This is a genomic window from Lunatimonas lonarensis (assembly GCF_000390185.1).
GTDB classification, from domain to species: domain Bacteria; phylum Bacteroidota; class Bacteroidia; order Cytophagales; family Cyclobacteriaceae; genus Lunatimonas; species Lunatimonas lonarensis.
In genome coordinates this window covers 14,919-28,843 of sequence record NZ_AQHR01000114.1, presented here as the reverse complement: position 1 = coordinate 28,843, position 13,925 = coordinate 14,919, and the positions used below count along the sequence as shown (strand labels likewise).

The 13,925-nt window shown below is 39.7% G+C and carries 14 protein-coding genes; 2 read left to right on the top strand and 12 right to left on the bottom strand.

Annotation, left to right across the window (positions count from 1 at the left end):
• Positions 1 to 11: 11 nt before the first annotated feature.
• The 12 genes from ADIS_RS20830 to ADIS_RS20775 form a co-directional block, all read right to left on the bottom strand.
• Positions 12 to 593: a TetR/AcrR family transcriptional regulator gene (locus ADIS_RS20830; protein WP_010856708.1), complete on the bottom strand. Its 582-nt coding sequence runs from the start codon at positions 591 to 593 to the stop codon at positions 12 to 14.
• A 254-nt stretch (positions 594 to 847) separates the two neighbouring features.
• The gene (moaCB, locus tag ADIS_RS20825) at positions 848 to 1,762 is read right to left on the bottom strand and encodes a bifunctional molybdenum cofactor biosynthesis protein MoaC/MoaB (RefSeq protein WP_010856707.1); all 915 of its coding nucleotides are present in this window, start codon (positions 1,760 to 1,762) and stop codon (positions 848 to 850) included.
• Between the two features lie 33 nt (positions 1,763 to 1,795).
• Complete coding sequence (locus ADIS_RS20820; protein ID WP_010856706.1) at positions 1,796 to 3,349, bottom strand: MFS transporter; 1,554 nt, start codon at positions 3,347 to 3,349, stop codon at positions 1,796 to 1,798.
• A 33-nt stretch (positions 3,350 to 3,382) separates the two neighbouring features.
• Positions 3,383 to 3,973, bottom strand: a complete 591-nt coding sequence (gene mobA, locus ADIS_RS20815) for a molybdenum cofactor guanylyltransferase (RefSeq protein WP_035807211.1) — start codon at positions 3,971 to 3,973, stop codon at positions 3,383 to 3,385.
• A gap of 11 nt (positions 3,974 to 3,984) precedes the next feature.
• Positions 3,985 to 5,010 carry a molybdopterin molybdotransferase MoeA gene (locus tag ADIS_RS20810; RefSeq protein WP_238325473.1) on the bottom strand — a complete coding sequence of 342 codons (1,026 nt, stop codon included), beginning with the start codon at positions 5,008 to 5,010 and terminating at the stop codon, positions 3,985 to 3,987.
• A gap of 319 nt (positions 5,011 to 5,329) precedes the next feature.
• Entirely contained in the window at positions 5,330 to 6,310 is a 981-nt protein-coding gene (moaA, locus tag ADIS_RS20805; protein WP_035807189.1) for a GTP 3',8-cyclase MoaA, read from the bottom strand.
• Positions 6,311 to 6,315: 5 nt separating this feature from the next.
• Positions 6,316 to 6,570 carry a DUF6755 family protein gene (locus tag ADIS_RS20800; RefSeq protein WP_035807188.1) on the bottom strand — a complete coding sequence of 85 codons (255 nt, stop codon included), beginning with the start codon at positions 6,568 to 6,570 and terminating at the stop codon, positions 6,316 to 6,318.
• Between the two features lie 5 nt (positions 6,571 to 6,575).
• Positions 6,576 to 7,088 carry a QcrA and Rieske domain-containing protein gene (locus ADIS_RS20795; protein ID WP_010856702.1) on the bottom strand — a complete coding sequence of 171 codons (513 nt, stop codon included), beginning with the start codon at positions 7,086 to 7,088 and terminating at the stop codon, positions 6,576 to 6,578.
• A gap of 13 nt (positions 7,089 to 7,101) precedes the next feature.
• Entirely contained in the window at positions 7,102 to 7,674 is a 573-nt protein-coding gene (locus ADIS_RS20790) for a 4Fe-4S dicluster domain-containing protein (RefSeq protein WP_010856701.1), read from the bottom strand.
• A 12-nt stretch (positions 7,675 to 7,686) separates the two neighbouring features.
• A complete protein-coding gene (locus ADIS_RS20785; protein ID WP_010856700.1) occupies positions 7,687 to 9,918 on the bottom strand; it encodes a molybdopterin oxidoreductase family protein in 2,232 nt (743 codons plus the stop codon).
• A 24-nt stretch (positions 9,919 to 9,942) separates the two neighbouring features.
• Complete coding sequence (locus ADIS_RS20780) at positions 9,943 to 10,773, bottom strand: MFS transporter (RefSeq protein ID WP_238325472.1); 831 nt, start codon at positions 10,771 to 10,773, stop codon at positions 9,943 to 9,945.
• 245 nt (positions 10,774 to 11,018) lie between these two features.
• Positions 11,019 to 12,359: an MFS transporter gene (locus ADIS_RS20775; protein ID WP_010856698.1), complete on the bottom strand. Its 1,341-nt coding sequence runs from the start codon at positions 12,357 to 12,359 to the stop codon at positions 11,019 to 11,021.
• Between the two features lie 327 nt (positions 12,360 to 12,686).
• Here ADIS_RS20775 and ADIS_RS20770 point away from each other — a divergent pair, with 327 nt between their 5' ends.
• Both ADIS_RS20770 and ADIS_RS20765 read left to right on the top strand, forming a co-directional pair.
• Positions 12,687 to 13,151, top strand: coding sequence for a hemerythrin domain-containing protein (locus ADIS_RS20770; RefSeq protein ID WP_035807186.1), 465 nt, complete (start codon positions 12,687 to 12,689; stop codon positions 13,149 to 13,151).
• A 289-nt stretch (positions 13,152 to 13,440) separates the two neighbouring features.
• Entirely contained in the window at positions 13,441 to 13,890 is a 450-nt protein-coding gene (locus ADIS_RS20765; protein WP_035807185.1) for an OsmC family protein, read from the top strand.
• The last annotated feature ends 35 nt before the right edge of the window (positions 13,891 to 13,925 follow it).

Sequence of the window (13,925 nt, the reverse complement as noted above, 5' to 3'; positions counted from 1 at the left end):
AGTAAATTTTTTTAAGGTTTCATTAAAGTGATCAATGCTTCGAGCATGTTTTTTCCTTGTCGGATGATGTCGAACTGGAAATTGGCAATGCGCCATTTGAACATTTGCAGGCGAAATGAACCCATGATGATATGTACAAGTTCTTCTGTGGTAATTGCTTGCGTAAATGTACCGGATTGTTGTCCCTGCATGATTAGGGGCATCAAATACTTCATTTTGACCTGCATCAGTTGCATAATGGCCTGATTGACTTTTTCGCTTTCTTCCAATAAACCATCGGAAAAAACCGCCACTACGAAATGTGGATTGGCTTTGAAAAATTGAAATTGGCTATTGAAAATCGCTTGAAATTTCAGTTCAGGAGCTGTATCAGGAAGGCAGATCTGCGCCAGTCTTTCGTCCATAGTGCTACGAAGGTATTGGAGCAGTGCAAGGATTATATCTTCTTTACTCCCAAAATGCCTGTAGATAGCAGCTTCAGAAAATCCCATTTCCTTCGCCAGATTTTTGGTAGTAAGGCCACTCAAACCCGATTCTGTGAGGATTTTTCCGGCGGCACTGATGATTTCCAACTGTCTTTCTGAGATTTCCATTTGGTTAGTTAGTATTTACTAACAAATTTACATCAATTTTTTAACTATCCAACTATACGTCCAGATTTTTTGATTAGAATGAAGAAATCTTATTAGAACCCAAATTATCAGCTCACGGCTCATTTGGTCTAAAATGATGAGTTTTGAAACCCACTGTAATTGATGTGTGTGCACATTGTTCACTAGCCAATGCCATCGACTTCGCTCAGCCTCCATATTGATCGCTGCTCACTGCCCTCTACGCACCAACGCTTTCAATGCGTAAATCTAGGTCCTTCCATAACTCTGAAAATATGGAGAATAGCTGGGAAAATGGCATCCATAGATTCTTCTGCGCCTTTGGTGGAACCGGGAAGTGCAAGCACTAGGGTGTTTCCGATCAATCCAGCCACAGAACGGGAAAGCATGGAGTAGGGGGTTCTTTGCTGACCATAGGAGCGGATAGCCTCTTCTATACCGGGAACCTCTTTTTCCAATAATGGTCTGATAGCTTCGGGTGTGACATCCCGAGGGGAAAGTCCTGTACCTCCTGTGAAGATGATTAGATCCACTTTTTCAGCAAGGTAGTGCTTCAATTGACGCTGTATCTGTTCCACTTCATCAGGAATGACTAAGTATTGATAGATATCAACGGCTGATTGCTCTAATTTTTGAATAATGACCTTACCTGCTCGGTCTTCTTTTTTTCCTGCTGCAATAGAATCTGAACATACAACTACTGCTGCTTTTAGGTTAGTATGCTTATCTTTTGAAAAATCTGTTTTTCCGCCTTTTTTTTCAACCAATTTGATCTGCTCAATGCTAATTTGTTTATCAATAGGCTTGAGCATGTCGTACATTGTCAAGGCTACCACCGAAGCTGCATGCATGGCTTCCACTTCTACCCCTGTTTTATAAATGGTGTGGATTTCTACATAGACATACACCTCTAATTCCTTGATTTCATAACTGATAGCGGTGAATTCTATCGGGAGTGGATGGCAATCAGGAATCATATCGGCAGTTTTCTTGGCTGCAAATAAGCCAGCTACTTTTGCCATTTCAAACACATCTCCCTTGGGTACTTTTTTTTCTACGATGGCGTCTATAGTAGTTTGTGTACTAACCTTGACAATTGCCTGAGCAATGGCTTTGCGAAGGGTGGGGGATTTATGGGTTATGTTGACCATTTTTATTGTTTATTAAGCCACGGTTTGATTGAGTTAATGTTCATCTGCAAAGGAGCCTTCAGGTTCTTTTAAGAAAAACAGACAATACAAAGTACTAAAGGCCGCACCGGCAGAAGCAATGAAAAAGAAAGTGTTGGTTTCCACTAAGGAATAAATGATGAGGTACACTACTGCTCCAACATTTCCATAAGCTCCGGCCATACCGGCAATTTGACCTGTCATCTTTTTATTGATCATTGGTATGATGGCAAAAGTAGCACCTTCGGCTCCCTGAACAAACATAGAGCATAAAACGGTAATGATTACTGCAACCACTAACCACCATAAGCCATTAAAAGTTGGAATAAGTTGACTGATGCCATTGGATTCAATTGGACCTTGTTTACCAATGAAGCCCATTAAGAAAAATCCTACAGCAATCCCAACCATATATATAATCATGGTAAGCTTTCGGTTTTTCATAGTATCGGATAAAAAACCTCCCAGCGGGCGTGCAAACAAATTAACAAAGGCAAAGGAAGAAGCTATCAATCCGGCCAAAGTAGCCGTCATAATCGGTTGGTTATTCGCACCTACAAGGGTAGAAAAAGTGGTTTCGAAAAACATTGGCAACATAGATACTATCGCAAGTTCTGCACCAAAATTAGCAAAATAGGTGCTATTTAAAGCCGCAACACTGCCCCAGCTGTATTTTTCATGTTCAGGTACGCCTTTTTTTAGGTAAGGTAGATTGACTTGAAGTGTCTTAATGACGTGACCGATATACAATAAGCCAAGAATGCTATAGATGATATAGAGCCCTTGCTCAGGTATTAATACTTCTCCATCAATTTCTATTTTTCCAATACGCCATGCTAAAGCACCCATAGCCCCTACAAGAGGGAATGACCAAATAAGATATTGAATTAAATCTCCATACGAAGTTACGGTCATGGGTTCAGCTTTTCCTTTTGGAGCATTATTCTTTTCGTTATCTGGTGAATCTTTGACCAAGAAATAATACATAAAACCATAGACTAAGGAAACTAGACCATTTAGGGCAAGTGCATATCTCCAAGAATCCTCTCCAAGATTGAACCAATCTTTGAAAACAGTCAATGCAAACCATGGCAGTGTCATTGCCGCCCAAGCAGAACCAAAATTACCCCAACCAGCATATAATCCTTCCGCACGCCCTATCATCTTGGGTGGGAACCAATTTGATACCATTTTAATACCTATCACAAATCCAGCTCCAATAGAACCTAACAATAAACGGGCAATGACCATTTGGATAAAAGAATTACCAAATGCGAAGAAAATCGCAGGTGCTGCCATAATAATCAAGAGGCCAGAAAAGACAACTCTTGGTCCATATTTATCAATCAAAGCCCCTACAATTATCCGAGCAGGTATTGTTAATGCAACATTACAAATAGCCAATATTTTGATATGCTCTGGTGTAAGCCAATCCAATGAATTTAGCATGGTAGTGGCCATAGGAGCCATATTAAACCACACATAGAAGGTAATAAAGAAAGCAATCCAGGTGAAATGAAGTACTCTAATACGCTCTTGGCTAAAGTCTAAAAACTCAGGTTTTTTCATGATGTGTGGATTATATGAATTGTATAATTTAATTTAGTCAATTGTCTTTTTGAGCCAAAACTGGGCTTTTTCCTTTTCTTCAAGAGTATTTATGTTCTGAAAGAATTCAGGGTTTTGCTGAAATTCAGCATCCATATTTAGTTTTTCATAAGCACAACTTTGGATGAATTGCTGAAACTTTAATTTATTTTCCTGAATAGTTAATTGAATCTTAGAAAGCAGATCTACAGAATAGATACCAGGAAAAGGGAGGATTCTACCTTCTAATTCCGCCACTACAATAGGGCATGTTATTGGTTGTGAAATAAATTTCAGGACTGTTTTAAGTGTGATAAAAGGCATGTCACAGCTTACTAACAATATCCGCTCACTAGTAGAAGTTTTCAAAGCTGTATACAACCCACCTAATGGGCCTTTGTCGGGAATTCTATCATGGATGACAGGCAGTCCAAACTGTTCATAATCTGAATCATGGGCGATGATAGTAATTTTTTTATTCAGAGAGGATAGGGTCTCTAGGATGTGCTGAATCATAGGCTTGCCTGCAATTTTGACCAAACCTTTGTCAGTCCCCATTCTACTACTTTTCCCTCCTGCCAAAATGAAAATTTCCAATAACTCCATTCTCATAATAGTTACCAATGATATACATCAATCAATTCACCTGCCTCCATAGTTTCACATATTTCAGGGACCTCTATTAAACAGTTTGCACTTCCATAGGCAATCAAGTTAAATGATTCTTGTCCTGTAAGCATATGTACTTCTCCATGTTCAGTTTTGGCTTTGAGGAAGAAAGTAAATCCAGCTTTACTTTGAAGCCCTTGGGCTAAGGGTAGCCTTGCATCAGCTTTCCATGGGTTGTGATACCCCATGTACTGTAATATGGAAGGTTTGACATACTGATTGAAGCAAGTAATGACAGAAGCAGGATTGCCAGGCAAAGCGAAAATAGCTTTCTCGTTAAGCAAACCTGCAAATAAAGGTTTCCCAGGTCTTTGTTTTACTTTATAAAATAACTCTCTAACTCCAGCTTTTGCCAACCCTGTTTTAACATAATCATAATCTCCGACGGAGATGCCTCCAGATAAAATCAGAAAAACAGCAGCGGCTAATGATGTATCAATGGCTCTTTGTAATTCTTTTGGTTCGTCAATTACCTGTAAAGATTGAATCTTTTCAATACCCAGCATTTTAAGGTAAGTTTTCAGTACAGGACCGTTTGAATTATAAATTTGGCCATAGGATAGTAGTTTTCCCAACTCCTGAAGTTCATTTCCTGTGACAATTAGCGCAACTGTTGGTGCACGATATATTGGAATTTGACTGATCCCTACTGATGCCAGCAGCCCTATGGTTCCAGGGGTTATGGAAGAACCTTTTTTTAGAATGATGTTGCCAATTTCTGTTTGTGTTCCCTTCAGCCGGACATTGCTGCCTTTTGAAAATCTTGTTTGGTCAAATCGAATATGATTTCCATCCTTTTCTATCCATTCCTGTGGAATAACTGTATCTGCTGCCTGTGGAATGGGGGCACCAGTAAAAATCCTAACAGCCTTTCCAATGCCTAAACGAGCAATGCTGCTAGCACCAGCTGCAATTTCTCCTACTAATTCCCAATTGGTTCTTCCATCTTCCCAGGCAATAGCATATCCATCCATTGCTGAATTGGTTAACTAAGGGAGAGATATTGGAGAACAAATATCCTCTGTACAAATAAGTCCAATACTTTGTTCGAGTGGTACTGGAGTGGATTTTCTTATTGGAATATGTGCTTGGAGTATTTCCTTTGCCTGACTGACCGAGATCATAATTCTTGTTAAAAATATTTCAACATAATATTTGAGATTTCTGTGTATTAACTAACCCAATCTTTCGCTCGCGATATCATCCGATATTTACCAGAAGCCAAGTTTCAATTACAGTGAATACAATTGTTTTAATAACCACTAATTTAACCCAATGACAATTAATTAGGTGTTATCCTCCAATATTAATCATACTTCGATTTGTGATTTTGTCAGCATCAGCTTTTTGATAATCTGGTGAAAATTGTCCACCTAAGGCCGCATGCTTGTTGCGAATAGATAATCGGATAAGTGGTTCGATATCTTTGCCAGCTCTTAAAGCTCCTAGCAAGTCCATTTCTTCTTTTCCGAAAAGACAGTTTTTCATTTTTCCATCAGCGGTGATTCGCATACGGTTGCAGTTGCCGCAGAAATGTTCACTCATGGTGGTGATAAAGGCAAAAGTGCCATTGTGACCAATTGCTTTATATTTTTTAGCAGTTGCATGGGGTTCATCGCGAAGTTTGACAATGTCAAATTCTTCTTTTACCAACGCTATCATTTTTTGAGCAGTCAGTACTTTGGAACTTTCCCAAAGATTACCAGCAAAAGGCATAAACTCAATGAAACGTACATGAAGAGGAAGCTCTTTTGTGATGCGAATAAAATCCAAAAGCTCATCTTCAATGATGCCATTTAATGCAACAACATTGATTTTTAATCGAAAATCATGATTGAGAAGTAAGATAATATTGTCCCAGACTTGTTGAAATTGGTCTCTTTTGGTGAGTTTAAGGAAGGTTTCTCTTTTGAGGGAATCAAGGCTTACATTCAATGAACGGATTCCTGCTTTCTTGAATAACTCCAAATGCTGATGTGCCAAGACTCCATTGGTGGTGAGCGTCAGTTCTACAGGGAGTTTGGACAAACGTGTTACAATCTCGCCAAACTCTTTGCGAACCATTGGCTCTCCACCCGTTAGTCTGATTTTTTTTACGCCAAGCGACACGAATTTATTAGCAATTGTTTCGATCTCATCAGGTTGCATCAAATGCGTTTTGGGCATACACTGAATAGATTCTTCTGGCATACAATAAGTACATCGGAAATTGCAACTATCAGTCAATGCAATCCTCAGGTAATCGTGTACTCGGCTAAATTTATCTTGAAGCATTCGGATTATTTTTTATCAGCTGCTTTTCTTGGTTCCGGTAAATATCGCAGGAGCCACGCTGCTGCAATGAATAATATGGTAGAACCAATGAATGTTCCCAAGGCAATGTTGAAGTTTTCCGTCAATGCATTGTTTAAAGCAGAGTAAAGGAACCAAATTTGAATACTGACCAATAAAATTAGTAAAATAGTGATTCCGGTCATTAAGGTATTTGTTTTGTTTGGATGGGCTTCTTTTTGTGAATATCTAAAATTACTCATAATGATTAGGCTTTAAGGCTTTTTGCTTTGACAAATACTTTTCCATTTTCAATCACGACGTCCAATTGTGGTAAAGGTCTTGGAGGAGGGCCTTGTGTCACTACACCTGTACGGGGATCAAAATAGCCTTTGTGACAAGGACATTCTATTAAATCCAAGTCCTTTCGGTAAATAACCGCGCAGGCTAAGTGGGTACATTTTTGTTCGAAAGCTCTCCATTCCCCATCTTCTAAGTGGATCAGGATATAAGGAATGACTTTATCTCCTTCAATGTCAAATTGGAGCATTTCTCCCATGGGAACTTGTCCTTCTTCACAGATAAAATGTTGTCCTTCTAGTTCTTTTTCTGGAAAGGCAAGACTTTTGAGCACGATGGCTCCGTTACCCAGTGCTAAAGCTCCTGAGAACAAGGTTAGAAATTTTGCAAATTCTCTTCTGGAAACATGGGTTGCTTCCTCTTTATCTATTGGGAAATCGTTTTTCCACTGAGGCGTTTTACCTATTTTATTTTCTTTCATAGCACTGGGATAATTAATGTACTTTGAGGTAATTGCTGCCCTTAGGCATCATAATTTTTACTTTGGTTTTGACTTCTTGTTCACCGAAGATAAAAGTATCCACCGGAACACTGTCAGGTCTCTTTTTCTCTATTTCTTCTCGGGTGCCATAGAATAATGCGCCACTTGGGCAAACGGTGGCACACATCGGTTTTTTACCGGCTGAGGTTCTATCATAACACATGTTGCATTTCATCATCAATTCAGCTTTTTCCTGCTTTTGTGGTACGCCAAAAGGACATGCCAATACACAATTGGAACACCCGATACATCTAGAGGTCTCGGCGGTATGAACTACACCAAATTCATCTTTGGAAATAGCATCTGCTGGGCAGACATTGGCACAGGCGGGCTCTTCACAATGCATGCAGACTTGTACGGTTGTCTGTGTGGAGACGGCCCGCTCCACATAGTGAATATGTATCATACTTTCTTGGCCGTTTGTTTCACATTCAGCACAGGCCATTTCACAGGCATGGCAGCCAATACATCGCTGCATGTCAATGAAAAAACCCATTTGCTGATCGTATTTTGTACTATTAGGCATGGTTACAGTGGTTTATGGATTTAATGTTTCGTGACTTTGATAGGCCAAAGAGTCTTTGGACGGAGCTGCCCATTTTCTGAGTGGCTCCAACTTGCAGGCACAGACTTTAAATTCAGGAATTTTGGATACAGGATCTAGTGTGCCGATGGTCAATTGATTGGCGGATTGACTACCTCCCCAATGATAAGGGATAAATACGGTGTCGGGCCGAATCGTTTCCACAATCTGAGCAGGGAAAATAGCTACTCCTCTTCTAGTAGATACTTTGACTAGTTCTCGCTCTTTAATGCCAAATTGCAGGGCAAGACTTGGATGTATTTCTAAAAGTGGTTCAGGATATTGGTCTACAAGTTTACCAATTCTTCTGGTCTGGGTACCAGAAAGATACTGGGAAACCACCCTTCCCGTAGTCAAAACCACAGGATATTCTTTATCCGTCATTTCGGAAGGATCCCTGTAACGAACTGGGTTGAAATGTGCCTTTTGATCCGGAGTTCTGAATTTATGATCTTCCCATAATCGGGGTGTTCCAGGATGGTCCTCGGAAGGACATGGCCAGAAAATCCCCATATTTTCTTCAATTCGCTTATAGGTGATTCCAAAATAATCAGCAGTTCCTCCTTTAGAAGCAACCCTTAATTCGTTGAATATAGCTTCGCTGTTAACAAAATTGAACTTATCCCCAGCGCCTAGTCTTTTAGCTAACTCCATAATGATTTCACCATCTCTTCTGGCTTGTGCCGGTGGAGTGATAGCTTCATTGATTTTTACTACCCTGCCTTCGGCAGTTGTCACCGTTCCTTCTTCTTCTTCATGCAAGGAGCCCGCCATGATAACATCGGCGTGTCTGGCTGTTTCATTCAGGAAAAAGTCGATGGCAACATAATATTCAAGTTTTTCTAATGCTTCTCTGACAAAATTATTATTGGGAAGGGACACTAACGGATTAAAGCATATCGTAATCAATCCTTTAATTTCTCCTCTGTGAATTGCCTCAATTATTTCATATGCAGACAGACCCTTGCCAGGCATTTCTTTCTCATCGATTCCCCAAACATCAGCAATATATTTTCTGTGTTCTGGATTGGTAATATCTCTATTGCCAGGAAGCTGATCACATTTATGTCCATGCTCTCTTCCTCCCTGACCATTCCCTTGACCAGTGATAGTTCCATAGCCGCAATAAGGTTTTCCAATTCGGCCGGTCGCCAAGACAATATTGATACAGCTAACCACATTGTCCACCCCTTTAGAATGGTGTTCTATACCTCTGGCGTGTAATAGGAATGAAGTGTCTGTTTTTCCCCACCATTCAGCAGCTAATCTTATTTTTTCTTTATCAATACCTGTGGTGGCCTCTGCCCAATCCAAATCATAGTCTTTAACAGCATTGATTGCATCTTCAAATCCACTAGTATGGTTTTGAATAAAATCATGATCTAACCAGTCATTGTCTACCAACTGCTTCAAAATCGCACCAAAAAGAGCTGAGTCTGTCCCAGGCTTTACCGGTAGGTGAAGGTCCGCTGTTCTCGCAATGGGAGTTACCCTTGGGTCTACTACAATTAATTTTGCACCATTATCTCTAGCTTCCCATATGTAATGGGTCAGCGTAGGAAAAGTTTCTGATACATTTGTGCCGGCAATGATAATAACTTTGGCATGTTTCAAGTCTGCCCAGGAATTGGAAATCCGATCCAGACCAAATGCCTTTTTGTTTCCAGCACCAGCGCTTACCATACAAAGCCTTCCATTGTAGTCCAAGTTGGCTGTTTTCAAAGCTACCCGGGCAAACTTACCGATCATGTAACTTTTTTCATTAGTCAAAGATACGCCTGAAAGCATGGCAAAGGCATCATTTCCATGGGTAGACTGGATACGCTTGATTTCATTGACCGTACGGCTCATGGCAGTTTCCCAATCAATGGGTTCAAATCCCTTGCCTTCTACACGCTGCAATGGTCCCATGATTCTGTCCGGGTGATTATTCTGAAGGTAGCGTTGCACTCCTTTAGGACAGAGTCTGCCTTCATTGAAAGGGAATTCCATCCATGGCTCGAAGCCTGCAATCTGATTGTCTTTTACTTTGAGCTGGATGCCGCATTGCATCCCACAAAAGCAGCAATGTGTCTTGACCAAACGGTCAGGCTCATGAGAACCGTCAAAGCCACCTTGTGGGGTGTAGCCCTTTTTAGGACCGAATTGTTCTATGAGTTGTTCAGCGGAAACAGGTAATTTTGCCATGGTGTTTGAGTTCTATTTTTTTGATTAACCGAAGAATTTCCCGGATGCTTTTCTTGCTTCGAAGTGAGCTCTCGCTAAAGCAGACCTTTTTCCTTCTGGCGATAGGTCAAGATGACTACTGCCATCTGCCAATGTGAAATCGAATCCCAGTTCTTTGGTAACTTGTTTTAAGTCGTTGATGTGAGTTTGCGTAGCAAACTCTTCCTTGGTATGTGGACATACAGCCATACCTCGTTTTTTTCCCTCTATTTTATAGAGGTTGGCGCCTAGTTGGGCCAGTCTTTGAAAAATGTGGAAGAATTTTCCGAAAGGCATCCAAATTAAAAATAGGATCACGGTAATGGCGTGAGTAACGGCCATAAACTGATGGGTTCTCCCTTCCAAAAAGGTGTAATCATATCCGATTCCTAAGCCTGTAACGGAGATTGCGATCAATAAGATCAATGGAAGCCAATCACCCTCTAAGGATTGTGTAGCAATAACTCCACCATCTTTAACCCTTCTTTTCATCATGATGATAGCACCGATGATGACGGGGAAAGATGTAAGGAATAAGGCTTTGAATGCCAAAATAGAAATTGGGCCTCCCAGTTCGAATGAACCTACCTTGAATCCAAAGAAGTTAGCATTGTAAATATCATAAGTGCCAGGCTCTAAGGTGAAGTGGATCCACCCAAAAGTCAAAGGAATCGTTATACCAAAGGACAATAGACAACCAGTTGCCAATAAAAAGTGGCCCCACCATCGGGTTCTACTTCTGAAGGCAATAAAACGCTGAAACAAGATGTTTCTAAATAACAGGTACACGGATCGGCTTGTGTAGCTAATAAAGTCTTTGCTAAATAAAAATTGCATACTCCTTTTCCAATACAGCCTTGTAGGGGGTCTTTGGAGCCATACAGAGTAGCGGTAGGCAATGCCAAATACAGCAAAGATGGTTCCGAAAAGGTAAGCAATAAGGGCTGCGTCGAAATTCTGCAGATTTCGCGATCCGATAAAAACCAAAATGACCACTGCCAAAGCAGCAATGCTTGCTTTGATTAAGGCGATTCGGTTTAAAGTTTGAAATAATTTTAGCATAGTGTGGGTAAATTAAATTTTTAAGAAGGTCTCTCTGCGCCTTTTCTATCGTAGAAATACCAATTGATCAAGGTGCCAATAACAAGGAAAATACCTAAGATCCAGAAAAAGCCTTCTGCATGTCCCGTGCTTCCGATAAATGCTCCAAGTGCTAAGGAGAAAATAAAAGGTCCGTAAGCCGCTATTGCCGCAGTCCAACCGATAACACCCGCAGCTTGTCTCGGGTTATGCTTAAATATAATAGGAAATTGTCGAAAAGTCGAGGCATTTCCGATTCCTGTGAAAAAAAATAATGCCATCATGGTTCCTACAAACATTGGAAATTGCTCCATTCCCGTTGGATTGACCAATCCAAATGCAATCATGACAATCACTCCACCTAAAAGTCCAATACCTGTAATAGTCGTCAACACTGCACCACCAGTTTTGTCGGCTATAAAGCCAAACAAAATTCTAGAAGCAGAACCAATCAAAGGACCATAAAAGGCATATTTCAAAGGGTCTAAACTAGGATCAAAACCTCCATAAAGCACCTTCATCAATAGGGGGAAAGCAGCTGATAAACCTGCAAAGGTACCAAAGGTCATAAAATAGGTGATGGTACAGTACCAGGTGTGTTTGTCTCCAAATATATCTAGCTGTTCTTTAAAGGAAGCTTTCATAGGAATGCTTTTAAGGTATTTCCAGCTGATAATTCCAATAATTATTAGGAGTGGTGCGTACCAAAAAGCACCACTTTGCAGGTAAATTTCTTTTGAAATAATATCTCCTGTAGCTTTATCAACACTTTTGAACAATTGAGGTGCTCCGTACAAGGCCACTCCAATCATTACCGGGGTCATAAACTGGGCTATACTGACACCGAAATTTCCAATACCTGCTTGAATTCCTAAAGCAGTACCCTTTAATCGAGCAGGGAAAAACATATTTGTCGAAGGCATGAAAGAAGAAAAATCACCTCCTCCAAAACCCGCTGTAAGGGCAAGGACAACGAATACCCAGAAAGGTGTTCCAGGATTCATTACTGCCAATCCTATACCAATGACCGGGATGAGTTTGAGAAAAGTAGCAACAGTAATGGTATGTCTGGTGCCGTATATCGGAATAAGAAACGTATGCACAATTCTTAACGTTCCCGCAGCCAAACCAGGTAATGCTGCTAGCCAAAAAAGTTGGTTATCAGTGAAGTTGAAACCGATTCCTGGGAGTCTAGTGACAATAGCACTCATCATAAACCAAGTAGCAAACGATAAAGTCAATGCAATTGTCGTGATTGTTAAGGTGCGCCAAGCGATTTTTTTTCCTGTAGATTCCCAAAAATTAGTGTCTTCCGGATTCCATTCTTTTAGCCAAGTAGCCATACGTGCATGAAGTTTTAATGTATTTTACAAAACTAACTTGATTCATCTATCAAAAACATGACGAAAATCATAAACTGACATGATTCAAGTTTCGGTCAGAATAACAAATAAGGGATTAATTTGTCCTTTAATTGGAAGAGTGTTTTTTTAAAGTTTCTTAATTGTGGTATTGATTTTTAAAAACTATACTCAAATTTTATGATCCATTTTGAGAAGGTCAAATTGAACGAATTCTAAATTTTTGAGATTATAATTGAATAAAATCCAAGAGGTCAATTCGGACTTTACCGACTCTTAAATCATTTCAGTAAGTAACTGTTATTTAGCATGACTAAACATCCGCCAATTAAAAGAGATAAAGCGTTGCATGGATTGAGCAAGGATCATCATCAAGGATTATTGCTATGTTTTAAAATCCGTCATGGAATCAAACTTGGTGTAGATGGAGAGCGGATCAATAAGTATTGTAAGTGGTTTTGGCAGACATATTTAAAGCTACATTTTTCTATTGAAGAGGAATTTGTTTTTCCAGTTTTGGGAAGGGATGATGCTTTGGTCAAACAAGTACTGGAAGAACATAAACATCTGGAAGAGCTCTTTCATAGACAGCAATCAGACTATGATTACCTGAGAAAAATAGAGCATGACTTAGAAGCGCATATCAGGTTTGAAGAGAGGGTACTATTCAATAAAATACAGGATATAGCTACCGAGCAAGAACTTGATACTATTGCCAAAAACCATGCTGGGGAATCTTCCTGTGCGGTATGGGAAGATGAATTTTGGAGGTGATGTTAACAAATGAGCATACAGGGGTTAACCTAATCTTTTTTTGACTGTCTGGAGATGTAGTTTCCGTTTTTTTCACATCAGGTTTAAATGTACGCTTTTTTTTAGGAGCCGTCATATCATCGACAAACTAGCTACAAGCATGATTAATATCAGTCATTAAAAAATACTTGCAAATATTAGGTTGATATTTCAAAACCATTTTTACCTTTGTTTAAATAAAGACAATAAAGTCTTTTATTTGCAAGGGAAATTTTGTCCCATTACTTCACTATCTAATTCAACTTTATATATGTTAGACTCCTATATGTATCAAATAAATGTCCAATGGCAAGATGGAAGAATCGGCCAAATGAGTTCTCCTGAATTGGACCAAGTAATTTTATGTGCTACTCCGCCTGAGTTTCCACATGGTGTACCCGGTATTTGGTCCCCAGAGCATCTTTTTACAGCAGCAGTAAATAGTTGTTTTATGACCACCTTCTTGGCTGTTGCGGAGAATTACCATTTAAAATATGAGTTTTTTTCGTGTAAGGCGTATGGTAAATTATCGAAGGAATCTGGAAAATGGATGATGAGTGAAGTTATTTTAAAACCCGAACTTACTATTTGTGTGGATGAACAGGAAGCAAAGGCTTTGAAGATTTTGGAAAAATCAGAGAAGGCATGTTTGATAACCAACTCTATTCTAAGTAAAGTAAGTATCAGTCCTATCATTAAGTTTTCTGAAGTTTGTGTTTAAGGTATTTGAATCCAAAAAAAGGTGAGGCAGATACA